Source organism: Pulveribacter suum (genome assembly GCF_003013695.1).
Taxonomy (GTDB): Bacteria; Pseudomonadota; Gammaproteobacteria; order Burkholderiales; family Burkholderiaceae_C; genus Melaminivora; species Melaminivora suum.
Genome location: NZ_CP027792.1, coordinates 1,369,379 through 1,382,932 on the forward strand (window position 1 = coordinate 1,369,379; position 13,554 = coordinate 1,382,932).

Here is a 13,554-nt window from a genome sequence, read left to right on the forward strand (position 1 = left end):
CGGCGCGGCGCCGGCGCAGGGGTCGCCGCGTTTTCTTCTTGAAAGCGGACGGGAAAGCCGCAGTTAGCAAGGAGTTGGAGGTATCACACCCATGCGTCTCGATAAATTCACGACCAAGTTCCAGGAAGCCCTGTCTGATGCCCAGTCCATCGCGCTGGGGCACGACAACGCCTACATCGAACCCACCCACCTGCTGGTGGCCATGCTGCGCCAGGACGAGGGCCCGCGCTCGCTGCTGGAGCGCGCTGGCGCCAACGTGAGCGGCCTGCTGGGCGCGGCAGAGTCCGCCATCAAGCGGCTGCCGCAGGTGCAGGGCCATGACCAGGTGCAGGCCAGCCCCGAGCTGGGCCGCGTGCTGCAGGCCACCGAGCGCGAAGCCATCCAGCGCGGCGACCAGTTCGTCGCCAGCGAGCTGTTCTTGCTGGCGCTGGTGGACAGCAAGGCAGAAGCCGGCGACATCGCCCGCGCCAACGGCCTCTCGCGCAAGAGCCTGGAGGCGGCCATCGCCGCCGTGCGCGGCGGCCAGAAGGTGGACAGCCCCGAGGCCGAAGGCCAGCGGGAGGCGCTGAAGAAGTACACGCTGGACCTGACCGAGCGCGCCCGGGCCGGCAAGCTGGACCCGGTCATCGGCCGCGACGAGGAGATCCGCCGCACCATCCAGGTGCTGCAGCGGCGCAGCAAGAACAACCCGGTGCTGATCGGCGAGCCGGGCGTGGGCAAGACGGCCATCGTCGAAGGCCTGGCCCAGCGCATCTTGGCCGGCGAGGTGCCCGAGACGCTGAAGAACAAGCGTGTGCTGGTGCTGGACATGGCGGGCCTGCTGGCCGGCGCCAAGTACCGCGGCGAGTTCGAGGAGCGCCTGAAGTCCGTGCTCAAGGAAGTGGCGCACGAGGAGGGCCGCGTCATTTTGTTCATCGACGAGATCCATACCGTGGTCGGCGCCGGCAAGGCCGAAGGCGCCATGGACGCGGGCAACATGCTGAAACCGGCCCTGGCGCGTGGCGAGCTGCACTGCATCGGCGCGACCACGCTGGACGAATACCGCAAGTACATCGAAAAAGATGCGGCGCTGGAGCGGCGCTTTCAGAAGGTGCTGGTGGAGGAGCCCAGCGTCGAGGACACCATCGCCATCCTGCGCGGGCTGCAGGTGCGCTACGAGGCGCACCACGGCGTGGACATCACCGACCCGGCCATCGTCGCCGCGGCCGAGCTCTCCCAGCGCTACATCACCGATCGCTTTTTGCCCGACAAGGCCATCGACCTGATCGACGAAGCCGCGGCCAAGATCAAGATCGAGATCGACTCCAAGCCCGAGGCGCTGGACCGGCTGGAGCGGCGCATGATCCAGCTCAAGATCGAGCGCGAGGCGGTAAAGAAGGAAACCGACGAGGCTTCGCAAAAGCGCCTGCAGCTGATCGAGGAGGAGCTGTCCAGCCTGGAGCGCGAGTACGCCGATCTGGAAGAGATCTGGAAGGCCGAAAAAGCCAGCGCCCAGGGCAGCGAGCAGATCCGCAAGGACGTGGACGCCATCCGCATCCAGATCGAGGATTTGAAGCGCAAGGGCGACTTCAACAAGGTCGCCGAGCTGCAGTACGGCAGGTTGCCCGAGCTGGAAAAGCGCCTGAAGGAGGCGCAGGACAGCGAGGCCGGCGCGGGCGGCGAAGGCCCCAGGCACCGGCTGCTGCGCACCCAGGTGGGGGCGGAAGAAATTGCCGAGGTCGTCAGCCGCGCCACCGGCATCCCCGTGGCCAAGATGATGCAGGGCGAGAAAGACAAGCTGCTGCGCATGGAGGACAAGCTGCACGAGCGCGTGGTGGGGCAGGAAGAGGCGATTTCCGCCGTGGCCAACGCCATCCGCCGCTCGCGCTCGGGCCTGTCGGATCCGAACCGGCCGCTGGGCAGCTTCCTGTTCCTGGGCCCGACGGGCGTGGGCAAGACCGAGCTGTGCAAGGCGCTGGCGGGCTTTCTGTTCGACAGCGAGGAGCACCTGGTGCGCATCGACATGAGCGAGTTCATGGAAAAGCACTCCGTGGCCCGCCTGATCGGCGCGCCCCCGGGCTATGTCGGCTACGAGGAAGGCGGCTACCTGACCGAGACCGTGCGCCGCAAACCCTATTCGGTGGTGCTGCTGGACGAAGTCGAGAAGGCCCACCCGGACGTGTTCAACGTGCTCTTGCAGGTGCTGGACGACGGCCGCCTGACGGACGGCCAGGGCCGCACCGTGGACTTCAAGAACACGGTCATCGTCATGACCAGCAACATCGGCTCGCAGCTGATCCAGGCCATGGTGGGCAGCGATGCCGAGGACATCAAGGAAGCGGTGTGGGGCGAGCTGAAGAACCACTTCCGCCCGGAATTCCTCAACCGCATCGACGAGACGGTGGTCTTTCACGGCCTGGACGCGCGGCACATCGAGTCCATCGCGGCTATACAGCTGCGCCAGCTGCAGGCCCGCCTGGCCAAGCTGGACCTGCACCTGCAGGTCTCGCCCGCAGCCATGGCCGAGCTGGCCAAGGTCGGCTTCGATCCGGTGTTCGGTGCGCGTCCGCTCAAGCGCGCCATCCAGCAGCGCATCGAGAACCCGCTGTCCAGGCTGCTGCTGGAGGGCCGCTATCCGCCCAAGAGCGTGATCCCGGTGGACGTCGATCCGGTACGCGAGCCAGGGGTATTTCAGTTTGGCGAAGCCCAGTCACAGGCCTGAGCCCTACCATGGAAGCTCTGCGCAGGCCTGCCAAGGGCGGCCCGCGCTCTCCATCCGCCACAGAAAAGGGGCATGGTTTTGAATGATTTACTGACCGGCCTGGCCCGGTGGACCTTGCGCCTGATGGTGGTGGCCATGGGGGCCCTGCTGTTCGTGGGCCTGCTGGCCATGGGCTGTGTGCTGGCCCTGGCCTGGACGCTGCGCCTGGCCTGGGCGCGCCTGGCGGGCCGCCCCGTCACGCCCTGGATGCGCGTGGACCCACGCGGCGCCTGGGGCACCGCCACGCGCAGCACCGCGCGCTGGACGGCACATGCCGCCGGCACGGCGCGCGCTGGCACAGCCCGCTTGCGCGAGGTGGCCGACGTGACCGACGTGCAGGTGCGCGAGGTGCGCTGAGTGCCGCCGTGCCGCGCCTATGATGCGTGGCATGACCCCCGACGACATTCGCGACCTCTTTCAGCGCCAGCGCGAGGCCAGCCGCGCGCAGCCTGATGCGCCTGTGAGCCTGCGCCGCGAGCGCCTGTTGCGCCTGGGCAAGATGCTTGAGGAAAACGCGCCCGTGCTGGCCGCGGCCGTGCAGGCAGATTTCGGCATGCGCTCGCCGCGCCTGACCGAGGTGGCGGATTTTTTCGTACTGCGCGCCCAGCTGGCGCACACGCTGCGCCACTTGGCGCGCTGGAGCCGCCGGCGCAAGGTCTTTACCCCGCTGTTTTTGCAGCCCGCGCGCGGCTTCATCGAGCGCCAGCCGCTGGGCGTGGTGGGGGTGATCTCTCCCTGGAACTACCCCGTGCAGCTGGCCCTGGCGCCGGCCATGAGCGCCCTGGCCGCGGGCAACCGCGTGCTGCTCAAACCCAGTGAGCTGACCCCGCACACTTCGGCGCAGCTGGCGGCGCTGGTATCGCAGTTCTTCGCGCCGGAGGAGTTCGCCGTGGTGCAGGGCGACGCGGCCACCGCGGCGCTGGTCGCCTCGCTGCCGTTTGACCACCTGGTGTTCACCGGCTCCACGTCCGTGGGCCGCAAGGTGGCGCAGGCCGCGGCCGCCAACCTGACACCGACCACGCTGGAGCTGGGCGGCAAGTCGCCCTGCATCATCGATGCCGACTGCGACCTGCAGGACGCTGCGCTGAAGATCGCCCACGGCAAGCTGCTCAATGCCGGACAGACCTGCATTGCGCCCGACTACGTGCTGCTGCCGCGCGGCAGCGAGGCGGCGTTTGCCGAGGCCTTCCGCACGGCGGTGGCGCGGCTGTTTCCGTACTTCGAGGGCAACCCGGACTACGCGTCCATCATCAGCACGCGCCACCTGGCGCGGCTGCGCACCATGCTGCAGCAGGCACAGACCCTGGGCGCGCAGGTGCAGGTGCTGCAGCCCGCACCCGGCAGCCCGCCGCCCCCGCCGCAGGGCATCGGTGACGGCGTGGGCCGGCAGATGGCGCCGGTGCTGGTCTTCGGCGCCACGGCGCAGATGCAGCTGATGCAAGAGGAAATCTTCGGCCCCGTGCTGCCCGTGCTGAGCTACGAGCGGCTGCAGGACGCCGTCGCCCACATCAATGCCCACCCCCGCCCACTGGCCTTGTACTGGTTCGGCCGCAGCGACAGCGTACGCGACGATGTGCTGCGCAGCACGGTCAGCGGCGGCGTGTCGGTCAACGACACGCTGATGCACATCGCGCACGACAACCTGCCCTTTGGCGGCGTGGGCGACAGCGGCTGGGGCGCCTACCACGGCGAGCGCGGCTACTTGCGCTTTTGCCACCAAAAGAGCGTGTTGGTGCAGTCGCGCTTCAGCATGGGCCATCTGCTGTACCCGCCCTACGGGACGCGCTTTGACCGTGTGATGGGGCTGTTGCGCCGGCTGATGTAGGCAGCGCCGCCTCGCGCATAGCATGCGCGTCCGGGCGGCAGCAGGTAATGGCACGCCTGGCAGGACGGGAACAGCACCCCCTGGCGCAATTGTGTCGGTTTGCGTGAAAATAGCGGGTTTTCCCTTTATCACCCGTTTGCTACTTTTCCATGTCCAGTATTCAGGTCCGCCCTGCCACACTCCGCGATGCCAAGGCCATCGCCCAGGTTCACACCACCTCCGCACTGGAGGCCTACCGTGGTTTGCTGCCGGACGACCAGCTGAAGTCCATGTCGTCGGTGGAAAAGCGCCAGGCCTACTGGCGCGAAGCCATCGAGTATTGCGAACCCCAGGTGCAGGTTGCCGTGGACGGCGACAAGATCGTCGGCTTCGTCGGCTTCGACCGTTCGCGCGATGAAAAAAGCCGCCCTACCACGGGCGAGATCTGGGCCATCTACGCTGCCCCCAGCCACTGGAGCCAGGGTGTGGGCGTGGCCCTGTGGGACGCTGCCCGCGACGGCCTGGCCGAAGAGGGCTGCACCACCGTCACCGCCTGGGTGCCACTGCGCAACGAGCGCGCGCTGCGCTTTCACGAGCTGGCCGGCTTCAAGCGCGAGATGACCACCGCCAAGACCGCCGTCGTGGGCGGCGTGAAGATCGAGGAAGTGCGCCTGAAGCGCCCGCTGAACTGATCTGGCCTGGCACGCCCGGCCGCATGGTGTTTTGCAAGCTATTATTTTGATAGCTGCTTGCGCTTGCTCAGCAAGGGTTTGAGGCACTTTTCGCTATAAATCCATGGAGGCTGCACCCACGCCCACGCTGCTGCTGGCCCCCATGGAGGGGCTGCTGGACTTTGTACTGCGCGACGTGCTCACCCGGGTGGGCGGGGTGGACCGCTGTGTGTGCGAGTTCATCCGCGTCACCGGCTCGCTGCTGCCGGACAAGGTTTTCTATCGCTTCATCCCTGAGCTGCGCAACGGCAGCCGCACGCTGGCCGGCGTGCCGGTGCGCGCGCAGCTGCTGGGCTCCGACCCGTCCAGCATGGCCGACAACGCCGCGCGCCTGGCCGAGCTCGGCGCCGAGGGCATCGACCTGAACTTTGGCTGCCCGGCCCGCACCGTGAACCGCCATGGCGGCGGCGCCGCGATGCTGCGCGAGCCCGAGCGCATCGCCGCCGTGGTGGCTGCCGTGCGCCGCGCCGTGCCGGCGCACCTGCCCGTGTCGGCCAAGATGCGGCTGGGCTATGACGACCCCGGCAGCGCGATGCAATGCGCCCTGGCCATGCAGGACGGCGGTGCCTGCGAGGTGGTGGTGCATGCCCGCACCAAGGCCGACGGCTACCGCCCGCCCGCTTACTGGGAGCGCATTGCACCCCTGCGCCAGGCGCTGCGCGTGCCGGTGGTGGCCAACGGCGAGATCTGGAACCTGCAGGACGCGCAGCGCTGCCGCGCGCTGAGCGGCGGCGACGCGCTGATGCTGGGCCGCGGCATGGTGGCCGACCCCGGCCTGGCGCTCGCCATTCGAGCGGCCGACGCAGGGGGGCAGGGCGAGGAGGCACCCGTCGAGGTGCGTTGGCAGGCGCTGGCGCCGCAGCTGGCGCGCTTTTGGCACCTGGTCTGCAAAGACCTGGACCCGCCGCAGCGGGCGGGCCGGCTCAAGCAATGGCTGAACCTGCTGCGCCGGCGCCATCCGCAGGCGCAGGCGGCTTTCGACCAGGTGCGCGTGATGACCGACCAGCGCGCCATCACCCTGTGGCTGCAGCAGCTGGTGGCAGCGGCGGCTACAGCAGACGGTCAGGCGCCAGCGGACCCAGCAGCCTGAGCATCAGGCGCAGCGCGAAACTGCTGTCAGGGTCGGCGTGCGCATCCTCCAGGCCGCTGCCCTCGGGCGCGCGCCAGACCAGGGCGCCGCCGCTTTCCTGGTCCTGCTGCTGTACATGCCAGGCGCCGCGGTGCATCACCAAGTCGATCTGCCGGGCGGCCTGCTGCGCCAGCGCGCTGCTGCGCACCAGCAGGGCGATCTCAGTGTTTTGCAGCTGCGAGCGCAGGTCCAGGTTCATGGAGCCGATCACCACCAGGCGGCGGTCCATCACGATGACCTTGGAGTGCAGCATGGAGCGCGACGCACCCGGGCCGCCGTCCGAGCCGCCCTGGCTGCCCGTGGGGCTGGCGCTGCCGCCCGAATCCCCGAAGGCCGAGCGCAGACCGGCCTGCTCACTGCGCAGCTCGTACAGCTCCACCCCCATCTCCAGCAGCTCGCGGCGGTGGCGGGCATAGCCCACGTGAGCGATGGGCGCGTCGTTGGAGGCCAGCGAATTGGTGAGGATGCGCACCCGCACGCCGCGTGCACGGGCGGCGGCGAAGGCAGCCTTCATGTCGTCGCCTGGCACGAAGTAGGGCGAGATGATGAGCAGCTCGCGCTGGGTGCGGGCCATCAGGGTGAGCAGGCCGTCCACCACGGTCTCGTTCTCGGCCTCGGTTTTGGGCAGGGCAGGCGGCTTGGCACCAGCGCCTGGCACGGGCGCTGGTGCGCTGGCTGCGGGGCTGGGCAGCTCTTGTCCGGGCTCGGCACGTTGGGGCGCGTCCGGGTCGCCCCCCTCCAGCGGGATCTTGGTGGGCTTGTCAGCCAGGATCACCGCCGGGGCCCAGACCAGCGGCGCGCGCCGCAGGTCCATGGGCTGCTCGTTCCAGGCACGGACGGCCTTGTGCGGATCGCCGTCTTCGGGTGGTGGGGCGACATCGGCGGCCACGCTGCTGGCTGCGGCACGGGCCGCAGCCGCCTTGGCCTGCGCGGCGGGGGGCGGCGGAGCGGGCTGCGCCGCGGCTGCAGCGTCAGGGGAGGCGGCCTTTTCGGCGTCCTCCGCGTCCTTGCGCTTGAACTGCTCGCGCATGCGGTCCAGCTCTTCGCGCGTGACGAGCGACTGCACGGGGTACGAGCGCGGGTTGTTCCAGAAGCTGTCGAAGCTGCGCGACATGTCGGCCACGATGGGTCCTACCGCCAGCACGTCCAGATCGACGAAGTTTTCTGCCTGCCCCTGACCGAAGTAGGCATCGCCCAGGTTGCGTCCTCCCGTCACGCCCATGACGTTGTCGGCGATGAACAGCTTGTTGTGCATGCGCTGCTGCACGCGCGAGAAGTCGGTCAGCGATCCCCACAGCCGTCCCACCGTGGACGCGCGGGTGCCCGCCACCGGGTTGAACATGCGCATCTCGATGTGGGGCTCAAAAGCCAGGCGCATCACCAGCGCGTTGCGCCCGGTGCTGTGAAAGTCATCCAGCAGGATGCGCACACGCACGCCGCGCCGCGCCGCCTGCACCACGCCCGCCAGCAGCCGGGCGGTGCTGGCGTCGGCGTGGATGGTGTAGTACTGCAGATCCAGCGTCTTTTGCGCATGCTCCACCAGGGCCAGGCGGCTGCCGTAGGCCTCCTGCGGCCCGCTGAGCAGCATGAAGCCCGAGGCAGAGCGCGCGCCTGCAGCGCGGCGCTGCTCGGCCACCCAGGCGGACAGGGCCGTGGGTTCGCTCGCCACCTCGATGGCCGTGGATACCGGCCGGTCCACGTCCTTGGGCAAGCCCGCGCAGGCGCTGCAGACCAGCGCCAGCGAGGCCATCACCCAGGCGCGGGAAAAAAACGCCCCTAGGCGCGGGCGCAGCGGTAGGTCTTGGACGGGCATGGTGGTTGTGGCTGCAGAGGTAAGCGAAGGCGCTGTAAGCGAATGCAAATTTATAGCTTGTCCTGCCTCCTGCAGCCTGTCGGACGGCGGCGCGCCCGCGGGTGGGCGGCGTCGGCCCGGCCGCGGCATCGGCGCTTCAAAAAGCGTCACGCCCGGTCACGCGTGCCAGCAGCCGCAGGTCCGGGCCCCTCTGCTCGGCGCCCAGCAAGCGCAGGGGCAAGCCCTGCGCCAGGCCCGTCAGCGGGCCCCACTGCGCGATACCCTGCGCGCCGCTGCCCAGCAGCACGGGGGCGAGGTAGAGCAGCACCTCATCCACCAGCCCCCCACGGATGAAGGCGCCGTTGAGCCGCTGGCCGGCCTCCAGGTGCAGCTCGTTCACGCCGCGCGCGGCCAGGTCGCGCAGCAGGGCGGGCAAATCCACCTGGCCCTGCGCATCGGGCAGCGAGACCACCGCCGCCCCGCGCGCCTGCAGCGCGGCGGCCCCGGCTGCTCCGGTCGGCGCGGCCGTGTAAATCAGCACCTCGCGCTGCGGCACATCTAAGAGGCGGGCATGCGCGGGCGTCTGCAGGTGACTGTCCACCACCACCAAGCGCGGCTGGCGCGGCGTAGCCACCTCACGCACATCCAGCCGCGGGTCGTCGTGCAGCACCGTGCCGGTGCCGGTCAGCACCGCGCACGCACGGGCGCGCCAGGCGTGGCCGTCCGCGCGCGCCTCGGGCGAGGTGATCCACTGGCTGGCGCCGTTGGCCAGCGCCGTCACGCCATCGAGCGAGGCCGCGGCTTTCATCCGCACCCAGGGTAGGCCCCGCACCATGCGGCTGAAGAAGCCGATGTTGAGCTCGCGCGACTGCTGCGCGCCGGGGCCGACTTCCACTTCAATCCCTGCGGCCTGCAGCCGCGCAAAGCCCTGGCCGGCCACCAGCGGGTTGGGATCGGCGATCGAAGCGACCACACGGGCGATGCCCGCCTGCGCCAGCGCATCGCAGCAGGGCCCGGTACGGCCGTGGTGCGAGCAGGGCTCCAGCGTCACATAGGCCGTGGCCCCGCGCACGTCAAAGCCCCGCGCCGCGGCGTCGCGCAGCGCCACCACCTCGGCATGCGGGCCGCCGGCCTGCTGGGTGAAGCCCTGGCCCAGCACCTGGCCGCCGGGCGCGGCGATGACGCAGCCCACGCGCGGGTTGGGGCTGGAAAGAAAAAGCGCCTGGGCGGCGAGCTCAAGCGCTTGGGTGATGAAGGGGCGAGGGACTTTGGCTGTCATGGCGCGGGGATGGTAGCGCGCCAGAGGCTTCTCACTTGTTCCAACAATCAGCGGCAGTGACACCGCTTGCGAGGTTATCCGCCCCACGAGTTCCTGTATTAGCGAGTGTGAAATCACCGCATTTGTCCCCCATTTGGGCACCACGCCGGGTCGCAATCAGCGTAAAGGCCGTGGGAGTGGCCACTCCGCGAAAACCAATTGTGTAGCGCTTGCTAGTGTCTGCAGCCCAAGTCAGCGTGGAAGGTAAGGTAGTGGGATAGGTGCCCTGCGCTGTAGCTGCACGCTCCAGCCACTGCTGTGCTTGCAGCAATCCGGCACGCGCATCAGCTCGGTGACCGCGGCGAATATATTCAGTATAGCTGGGCATGGCAATGGCCGCCAAAATACCGACTATCGCTACCACGATCATGACTTCAATGAGTGTGAAGCCAAGCTGTTTAATCTTCGTGTATTGAGGCATGAAGTCCCTTTTTTGCGTCACTGCAGTTGACGCCAGCTCGGCCGGAGCGCCGTTTCGGGCATCAGGGCAATGTCATCTTTGCGTTCTCCACCGGCCTCCTTCCCGTAGAGCGTCGCCTTGTTGTGGAATTTGATGAGGGTCTGCGCCCCCTTTGTCACACTCATACGTGAGGCGCCACGATCGGCTGACAGGTCGTATTTTCCATCTCCATTGGTGTCCATAAGTTGAACACTGGAGCGCTTGCCATCCATGATATTAATCATCGTTAGATACTGACGCTCGTTTTCCGGCGTGCCCGCCTCACAACTTTCAGTGGTCAAAGCTGTGCGAGAACCTCGAGCAGGTACTTGGGTGAATACCGTCAAGATGTTGCTGGCGTCGTAAAACTCCATCGGCTTGAGCAGGCGCTCGCCCGTCTGTGGTAAATCCAAATACCATCCCTTGTGCGTATTCCAGTCGATGCCTGATGCTGCATCCACCGTCCAGAATTCGCGGTTATCTCTTGAATGCACCACTGACGAGCTAATTGAGCGCTGAACAAGACTACCGGGGCCTGAAGCAGTCACTGAGACCGCAGATGGCAGACCGTAGCGATCCAGCAACCCTTGACAGTCGCTGTCTCCGGTGTTGGAACATACGGCCACACGGTCCTTCTCTGTCCCCAAAAGTTTATAGACCGTGTTGTCAAGCACGGAATAAAGCGTATGAATGCCCATGCCGGCATTCTCCGGATCGGTCTTGGCAACATTGCGTCCTGTGCCGAACGCGACCATCATTCCGCCAACAGGCAATGTTTGAGGCACACCAGCGACGGTAATGGTTTTCATGCGGTCGTTGGCGCGTACCGTAGGAGCAGTCACTATAGGCTGAGGCAGCGTGCGGGAGTTTGGAGAGCCTTCAGTGCCTCCCTTGGCAGTATAAAGCGGTGTGCCGTTGATGGTTGAATTGGCGGTAGTATTGGAACTGGAGCCCCACTGGGCCACGCCCCACTCACTGTCGTTACTGCTGGCAATCAGAAACTTCCACAGATTGCCCTTGTTATCTCCGGCGTAGACTACGTCCGGCCTTCCATCGTTATTAATGTCTACTAGACGAGGAGCTGACAATCCGTTATCCGTGGTGTTGCCAGTGGTGCCCGGGGGGGTGCTGCCTGTAGCGACTAGTCTCACTAATTCCCTGCCTTGGTCTAGATACTGAATCAGTAGCACAGGCCGCTGGTTCACGCTGTTATACCCATTGCCCATGACTACAGCCCAGCGATTGTTGTTCATGCGAACAATCTGCGTGGTCCTCTGGACATTATCAGGGTCGACAACGGGCTTGGCAAAGATATGCCCTATATCTGTGTCTTCCTCGTTCTGCTTGTCGCACGCAGTCTTGACGCTTCCACTCAGCGCTGAGCAGTCTGCTGCAACTTCATCAATATCTCGAGTCCTGTCCATTACCGCCAGCGAGGAGGCGTTGCTCTCAGCGAAATTGCTTGGATTGGTGACATCAAGAACAAAATAGCCTTTCCCTCCAGCCCCCAAGGTTCCAATGAGCATGGTGCGCCACAGCGGATTGTATGTCGGATAGCTGGGGTCTTTGGGATCCAACGGGCCTCCGCCGATGTCCACGTCACCGGTCATCGGAGAGCCGTCTACATAGTAGCGATGCTGATCATTAAACACCGGATCGGTCAAGCGGGCTAGTTTCGGGATAGCGCCGCGCGGCACATAGGCCAATTTCTCACTGCCATTATCCGCAGAAAAGCCATGCAGCATTCCATCATTGCCCCCCACATAAATCATGGCGGATCTATCTTTGTTGCTCTGTGTGAAGTTTGAATAGTTCTTCAATGCATAGTTGCTCGCCGGAGCTCCTGTGTACCACACCTCGGAATTGACAATATCACCTTGCACGGATGTGCGCTGCCGGAATGGAAGGGTGGAGATAGTCGAGGTACGCTGCTTGCTCGTATCTCCGCGGACGTAATTCAGACGGTCCGAACCCAGATTGCCCGCATTGAGGTAGGTCTTTTGTGCCGTGCTCAGATAGGTTTGGTTCGTGGCCCATCGAAAAGCCACTCCACCCTTCTCCTTGCCCAGTGCGTCTTTTTGGTCACTCCAACTCAAAATGACCCGGCTGCCAAAAGGGGTGCCGTCGAGTTTGTCAGCAGTACTTTCGTTGCCCCAACCAGGATGAGGGGCGGTAGTGTTATCCGACTTGACAATTTCGCCAGTGATCATTCCTTTCCAATGCTTGTCCGGTTCATAACTGGCGGTGAAGCGTCCCACGTTGTTGCGCGTGGCGTTACTGCCGCTGGTCGCCGTGGAGCCTCGGTCGGGCTCTACATCCGTTCCGATCGTTTTGATGATCTGGCGAAATGCATCTTCCAAATCTTCGCCTTTTTCTACTGCATAAAAGCGCCCGCGCCCATTGAGGGCAGCATGCCACAGGTCCAGGGAGCGACGGTCCTCGCTGCTCATGGCAGGCCAAGTCTTAGTTCCATTGACCAGGTCTGGGAAGCTGCCGTCATATCCAAACGGCACCATTTCGGTGGGGCGGATAATGCTTGGCGCACCGGGCCATGTATACGCCATCTGGCTGAAGCCAATGGTGTAGGTCACCATGTGAGGCCACGTGGCAGGATTATATTTTGGATTCCAGTATTTGGGTAGCGCCATCCCGCCGATCACTTCAGTGGCTGGCGCCTGATTGTATTCAGGAAGAGGTTTTACCGTACCGGTCAGCCCGCTGGTCTTTAAGCTGTCCGACCAACTCTTGAACGCCCAGTCGGCCAGGGTGTCGCTGTAAGTATCATGGTATAGCCTGGTATTGGGGCCGCTGTAGAGCGTACTGTCAGGAAATCTGGTGCCCGCGGTATTGTTATCTTGTGATCCGCCCGAGACTGTTCCGTTCCAGCGGCCATCGGTCATGAAGATATGATAATTGCGCCTGCACCCCAAATAAGGGGAGCCTGTTGTTCCTGGTTTTATCGCCCACGGCCCATTTTGGTGTAACGGCAGGCGCATGTATTCGTCTGCTTGTTTGAACATCTTATGAGATGGGGTGCTGCTGTTCGGCGTAAGTCTATTGATGAAGCTGATGAAATTGCTTCGGTGGACTTGGTCCAATACCTTCATAGAATTGGTGCTGGACTGTGCCGTACCTCCGGTGTTGATATTACCGGGAGTGTTATTGTTGGCATTCATGGCCTGCCAAGCTAGGCGTATCTTGCCGTCAGGTAGAAGGTTGGTATCGTTGAAAACCTCCTTCAGGGCGTATTTCAGGACGTTCATACGCCGGCTGTTAAGAAGCCAAGTGTTGGGCGACGGTCCATTGGGTGAGGTGGCTTCGTTGGCGCCTGTGGCATTTTCCCGGTCCAGCCGGTAGTTCATACTGCCCGAATCGTCGATGGAAATGATGACGTTCGGTGCAACATATGGCTCCACCGTACCGGGCGGAGCTTGTGCGAAGTCCAGAGCTGCCCACAATTTTTGGGGAGTCAGTGCTGCCACTGCCGCCAGTGCAATCAGGGTTTGTGGAAAGCGAAGTGGGCTGGAAGAGGGCATTTTATACTCCTGCTTGGTTATTTATTTTCGGAGGATTTTTGGCGCTGGCACTAGGGAGGCATTCG

Annotated in this window: 9 protein-coding genes; 5 read left to right on the plus strand and 4 right to left on the minus strand. The window is 64.9% G+C overall.

The window, feature by feature from the left end; genetic code table 11:
* Positions 1–91: 91 nt before the first annotated feature.
* From clpB to C7H73_RS06285, 5 genes are all read left to right on the plus strand, one after another.
* Positions 92–2,701 (plus strand): ATP-dependent chaperone ClpB, encoded by a 2,610-nt coding sequence (gene clpB / locus C7H73_RS06265; RefSeq protein WP_106845869.1) that lies wholly within the window; start codon positions 92–94, stop codon positions 2,699–2,701.
* Positions 2,702–2,773: 72 nt separating this feature from the next.
* On the plus strand, positions 2,774–3,097 hold the full coding sequence (locus tag C7H73_RS06270; RefSeq protein WP_405124783.1) for a hypothetical protein: 324 nt from the start codon (positions 2,774–2,776) through the stop codon (positions 3,095–3,097).
* 31 nt (positions 3,098–3,128) lie between these two features.
* Entirely contained in the window at positions 3,129–4,565 is a 1,437-nt protein-coding gene (locus tag C7H73_RS06275; protein WP_106845871.1) for a coniferyl aldehyde dehydrogenase, read from the plus strand.
* 149 nt (positions 4,566–4,714) lie between these two features.
* Positions 4,715–5,236, plus strand: coding sequence for a GNAT family N-acetyltransferase (locus C7H73_RS06280; protein ID WP_106845872.1), 522 nt, complete (start codon positions 4,715–4,717; stop codon positions 5,234–5,236).
* Positions 5,237–5,339: 103 nt separating this feature from the next.
* Entirely contained in the window at positions 5,340–6,365 is a 1,026-nt protein-coding gene (locus tag C7H73_RS06285; RefSeq protein WP_106845873.1) for a tRNA-dihydrouridine synthase, read from the plus strand.
* On the opposite strand, the gene C7H73_RS06290 is transcribed toward C7H73_RS06285, so the two are convergent.
* The 4 genes from C7H73_RS06290 to C7H73_RS06305 all read right to left on the minus strand — a co-directional run bounded on the left by C7H73_RS06290 (position 6,325) and on the right by C7H73_RS06305 (position 13,489).
* A complete protein-coding gene (locus C7H73_RS06290; RefSeq protein WP_193483943.1) occupies positions 6,325–8,217 on the minus strand; it encodes a phospholipase D family protein in 1,893 nt (630 codons plus the stop codon). The two genes, C7H73_RS06285 and C7H73_RS06290, sit on opposite strands and share 41 nt — an antisense overlap.
* A gap of 136 nt (positions 8,218–8,353) precedes the next feature.
* The gene (gene ribD / locus C7H73_RS06295) at positions 8,354–9,475 is read right to left on the minus strand and encodes a bifunctional diaminohydroxyphosphoribosylaminopyrimidine deaminase/5-amino-6-(5-phosphoribosylamino)uracil reductase RibD (RefSeq protein ID WP_106845875.1); all 1,122 of its coding nucleotides are present in this window, start codon (positions 9,473–9,475) and stop codon (positions 8,354–8,356) included.
* 31 nt (positions 9,476–9,506) lie between these two features.
* A complete protein-coding gene (locus tag C7H73_RS06300; protein WP_106845876.1) occupies positions 9,507–9,935 on the minus strand; it encodes a type IV pilin protein in 429 nt (142 codons plus the stop codon).
* A gap of 17 nt (positions 9,936–9,952) precedes the next feature.
* Positions 9,953–13,489 carry a pilus assembly protein gene (locus C7H73_RS06305; RefSeq protein WP_106847557.1) on the minus strand — a complete coding sequence of 1,179 codons (3,537 nt, stop codon included), beginning with the start codon at positions 13,487–13,489 and terminating at the stop codon, positions 9,953–9,955.
* Between the last annotated feature and the right edge of the window lie 65 nt (positions 13,490–13,554).

Bases quoted from the DNA above. Each gene is read 5' to 3' on its own strand.
- C7H73_RS06270 (WP_405124783.1), top strand. From the start codon at position 2,774: ATGGTTTTGAATGATTTACTGACCGGCCTGGCCCGGTGGACCTTGCGC.
- C7H73_RS06285 (WP_106845873.1), top strand. From the start codon at position 5,340: ATGGAGGCTGCACCCACGCCCACGCTGCTGCTGGCCCCCATGGAGGGG.
- C7H73_RS06280 (WP_106845872.1), top strand. From the start codon at position 4,715: ATGTCCAGTATTCAGGTCCGCCCTGCCACACTCCGCGATGCCAAGGCC.
- C7H73_RS06305 (WP_106847557.1), bottom strand. From the start codon at position 13,489: ATGCCCTCTTCCAGCCCACTTCGCTTTCCACAAACCCTGATTGCACTG.
- ribD (WP_106845875.1), bottom strand. From the start codon at position 9,475: ATGACAGCCAAAGTCCCTCGCCCCTTCATCACCCAAGCGCTTGAGCTC.
- C7H73_RS06290 (WP_193483943.1), bottom strand. From the start codon at position 8,217: ATGCCCGTCCAAGACCTACCGCTGCGCCCGCGCCTAGGGGCGTTTTTT.
- C7H73_RS06275 (WP_106845871.1), top strand. From the start codon at position 3,129: ATGACCCCCGACGACATTCGCGACCTCTTTCAGCGCCAGCGCGAGGCC.
- C7H73_RS06300 (WP_106845876.1), bottom strand. From the start codon at position 9,935: ATGCCTCAATACACGAAGATTAAACAGCTTGGCTTCACACTCATTGAA.
- clpB (WP_106845869.1), top strand. From the start codon at position 92: ATGCGTCTCGATAAATTCACGACCAAGTTCCAGGAAGCCCTGTCTGAT.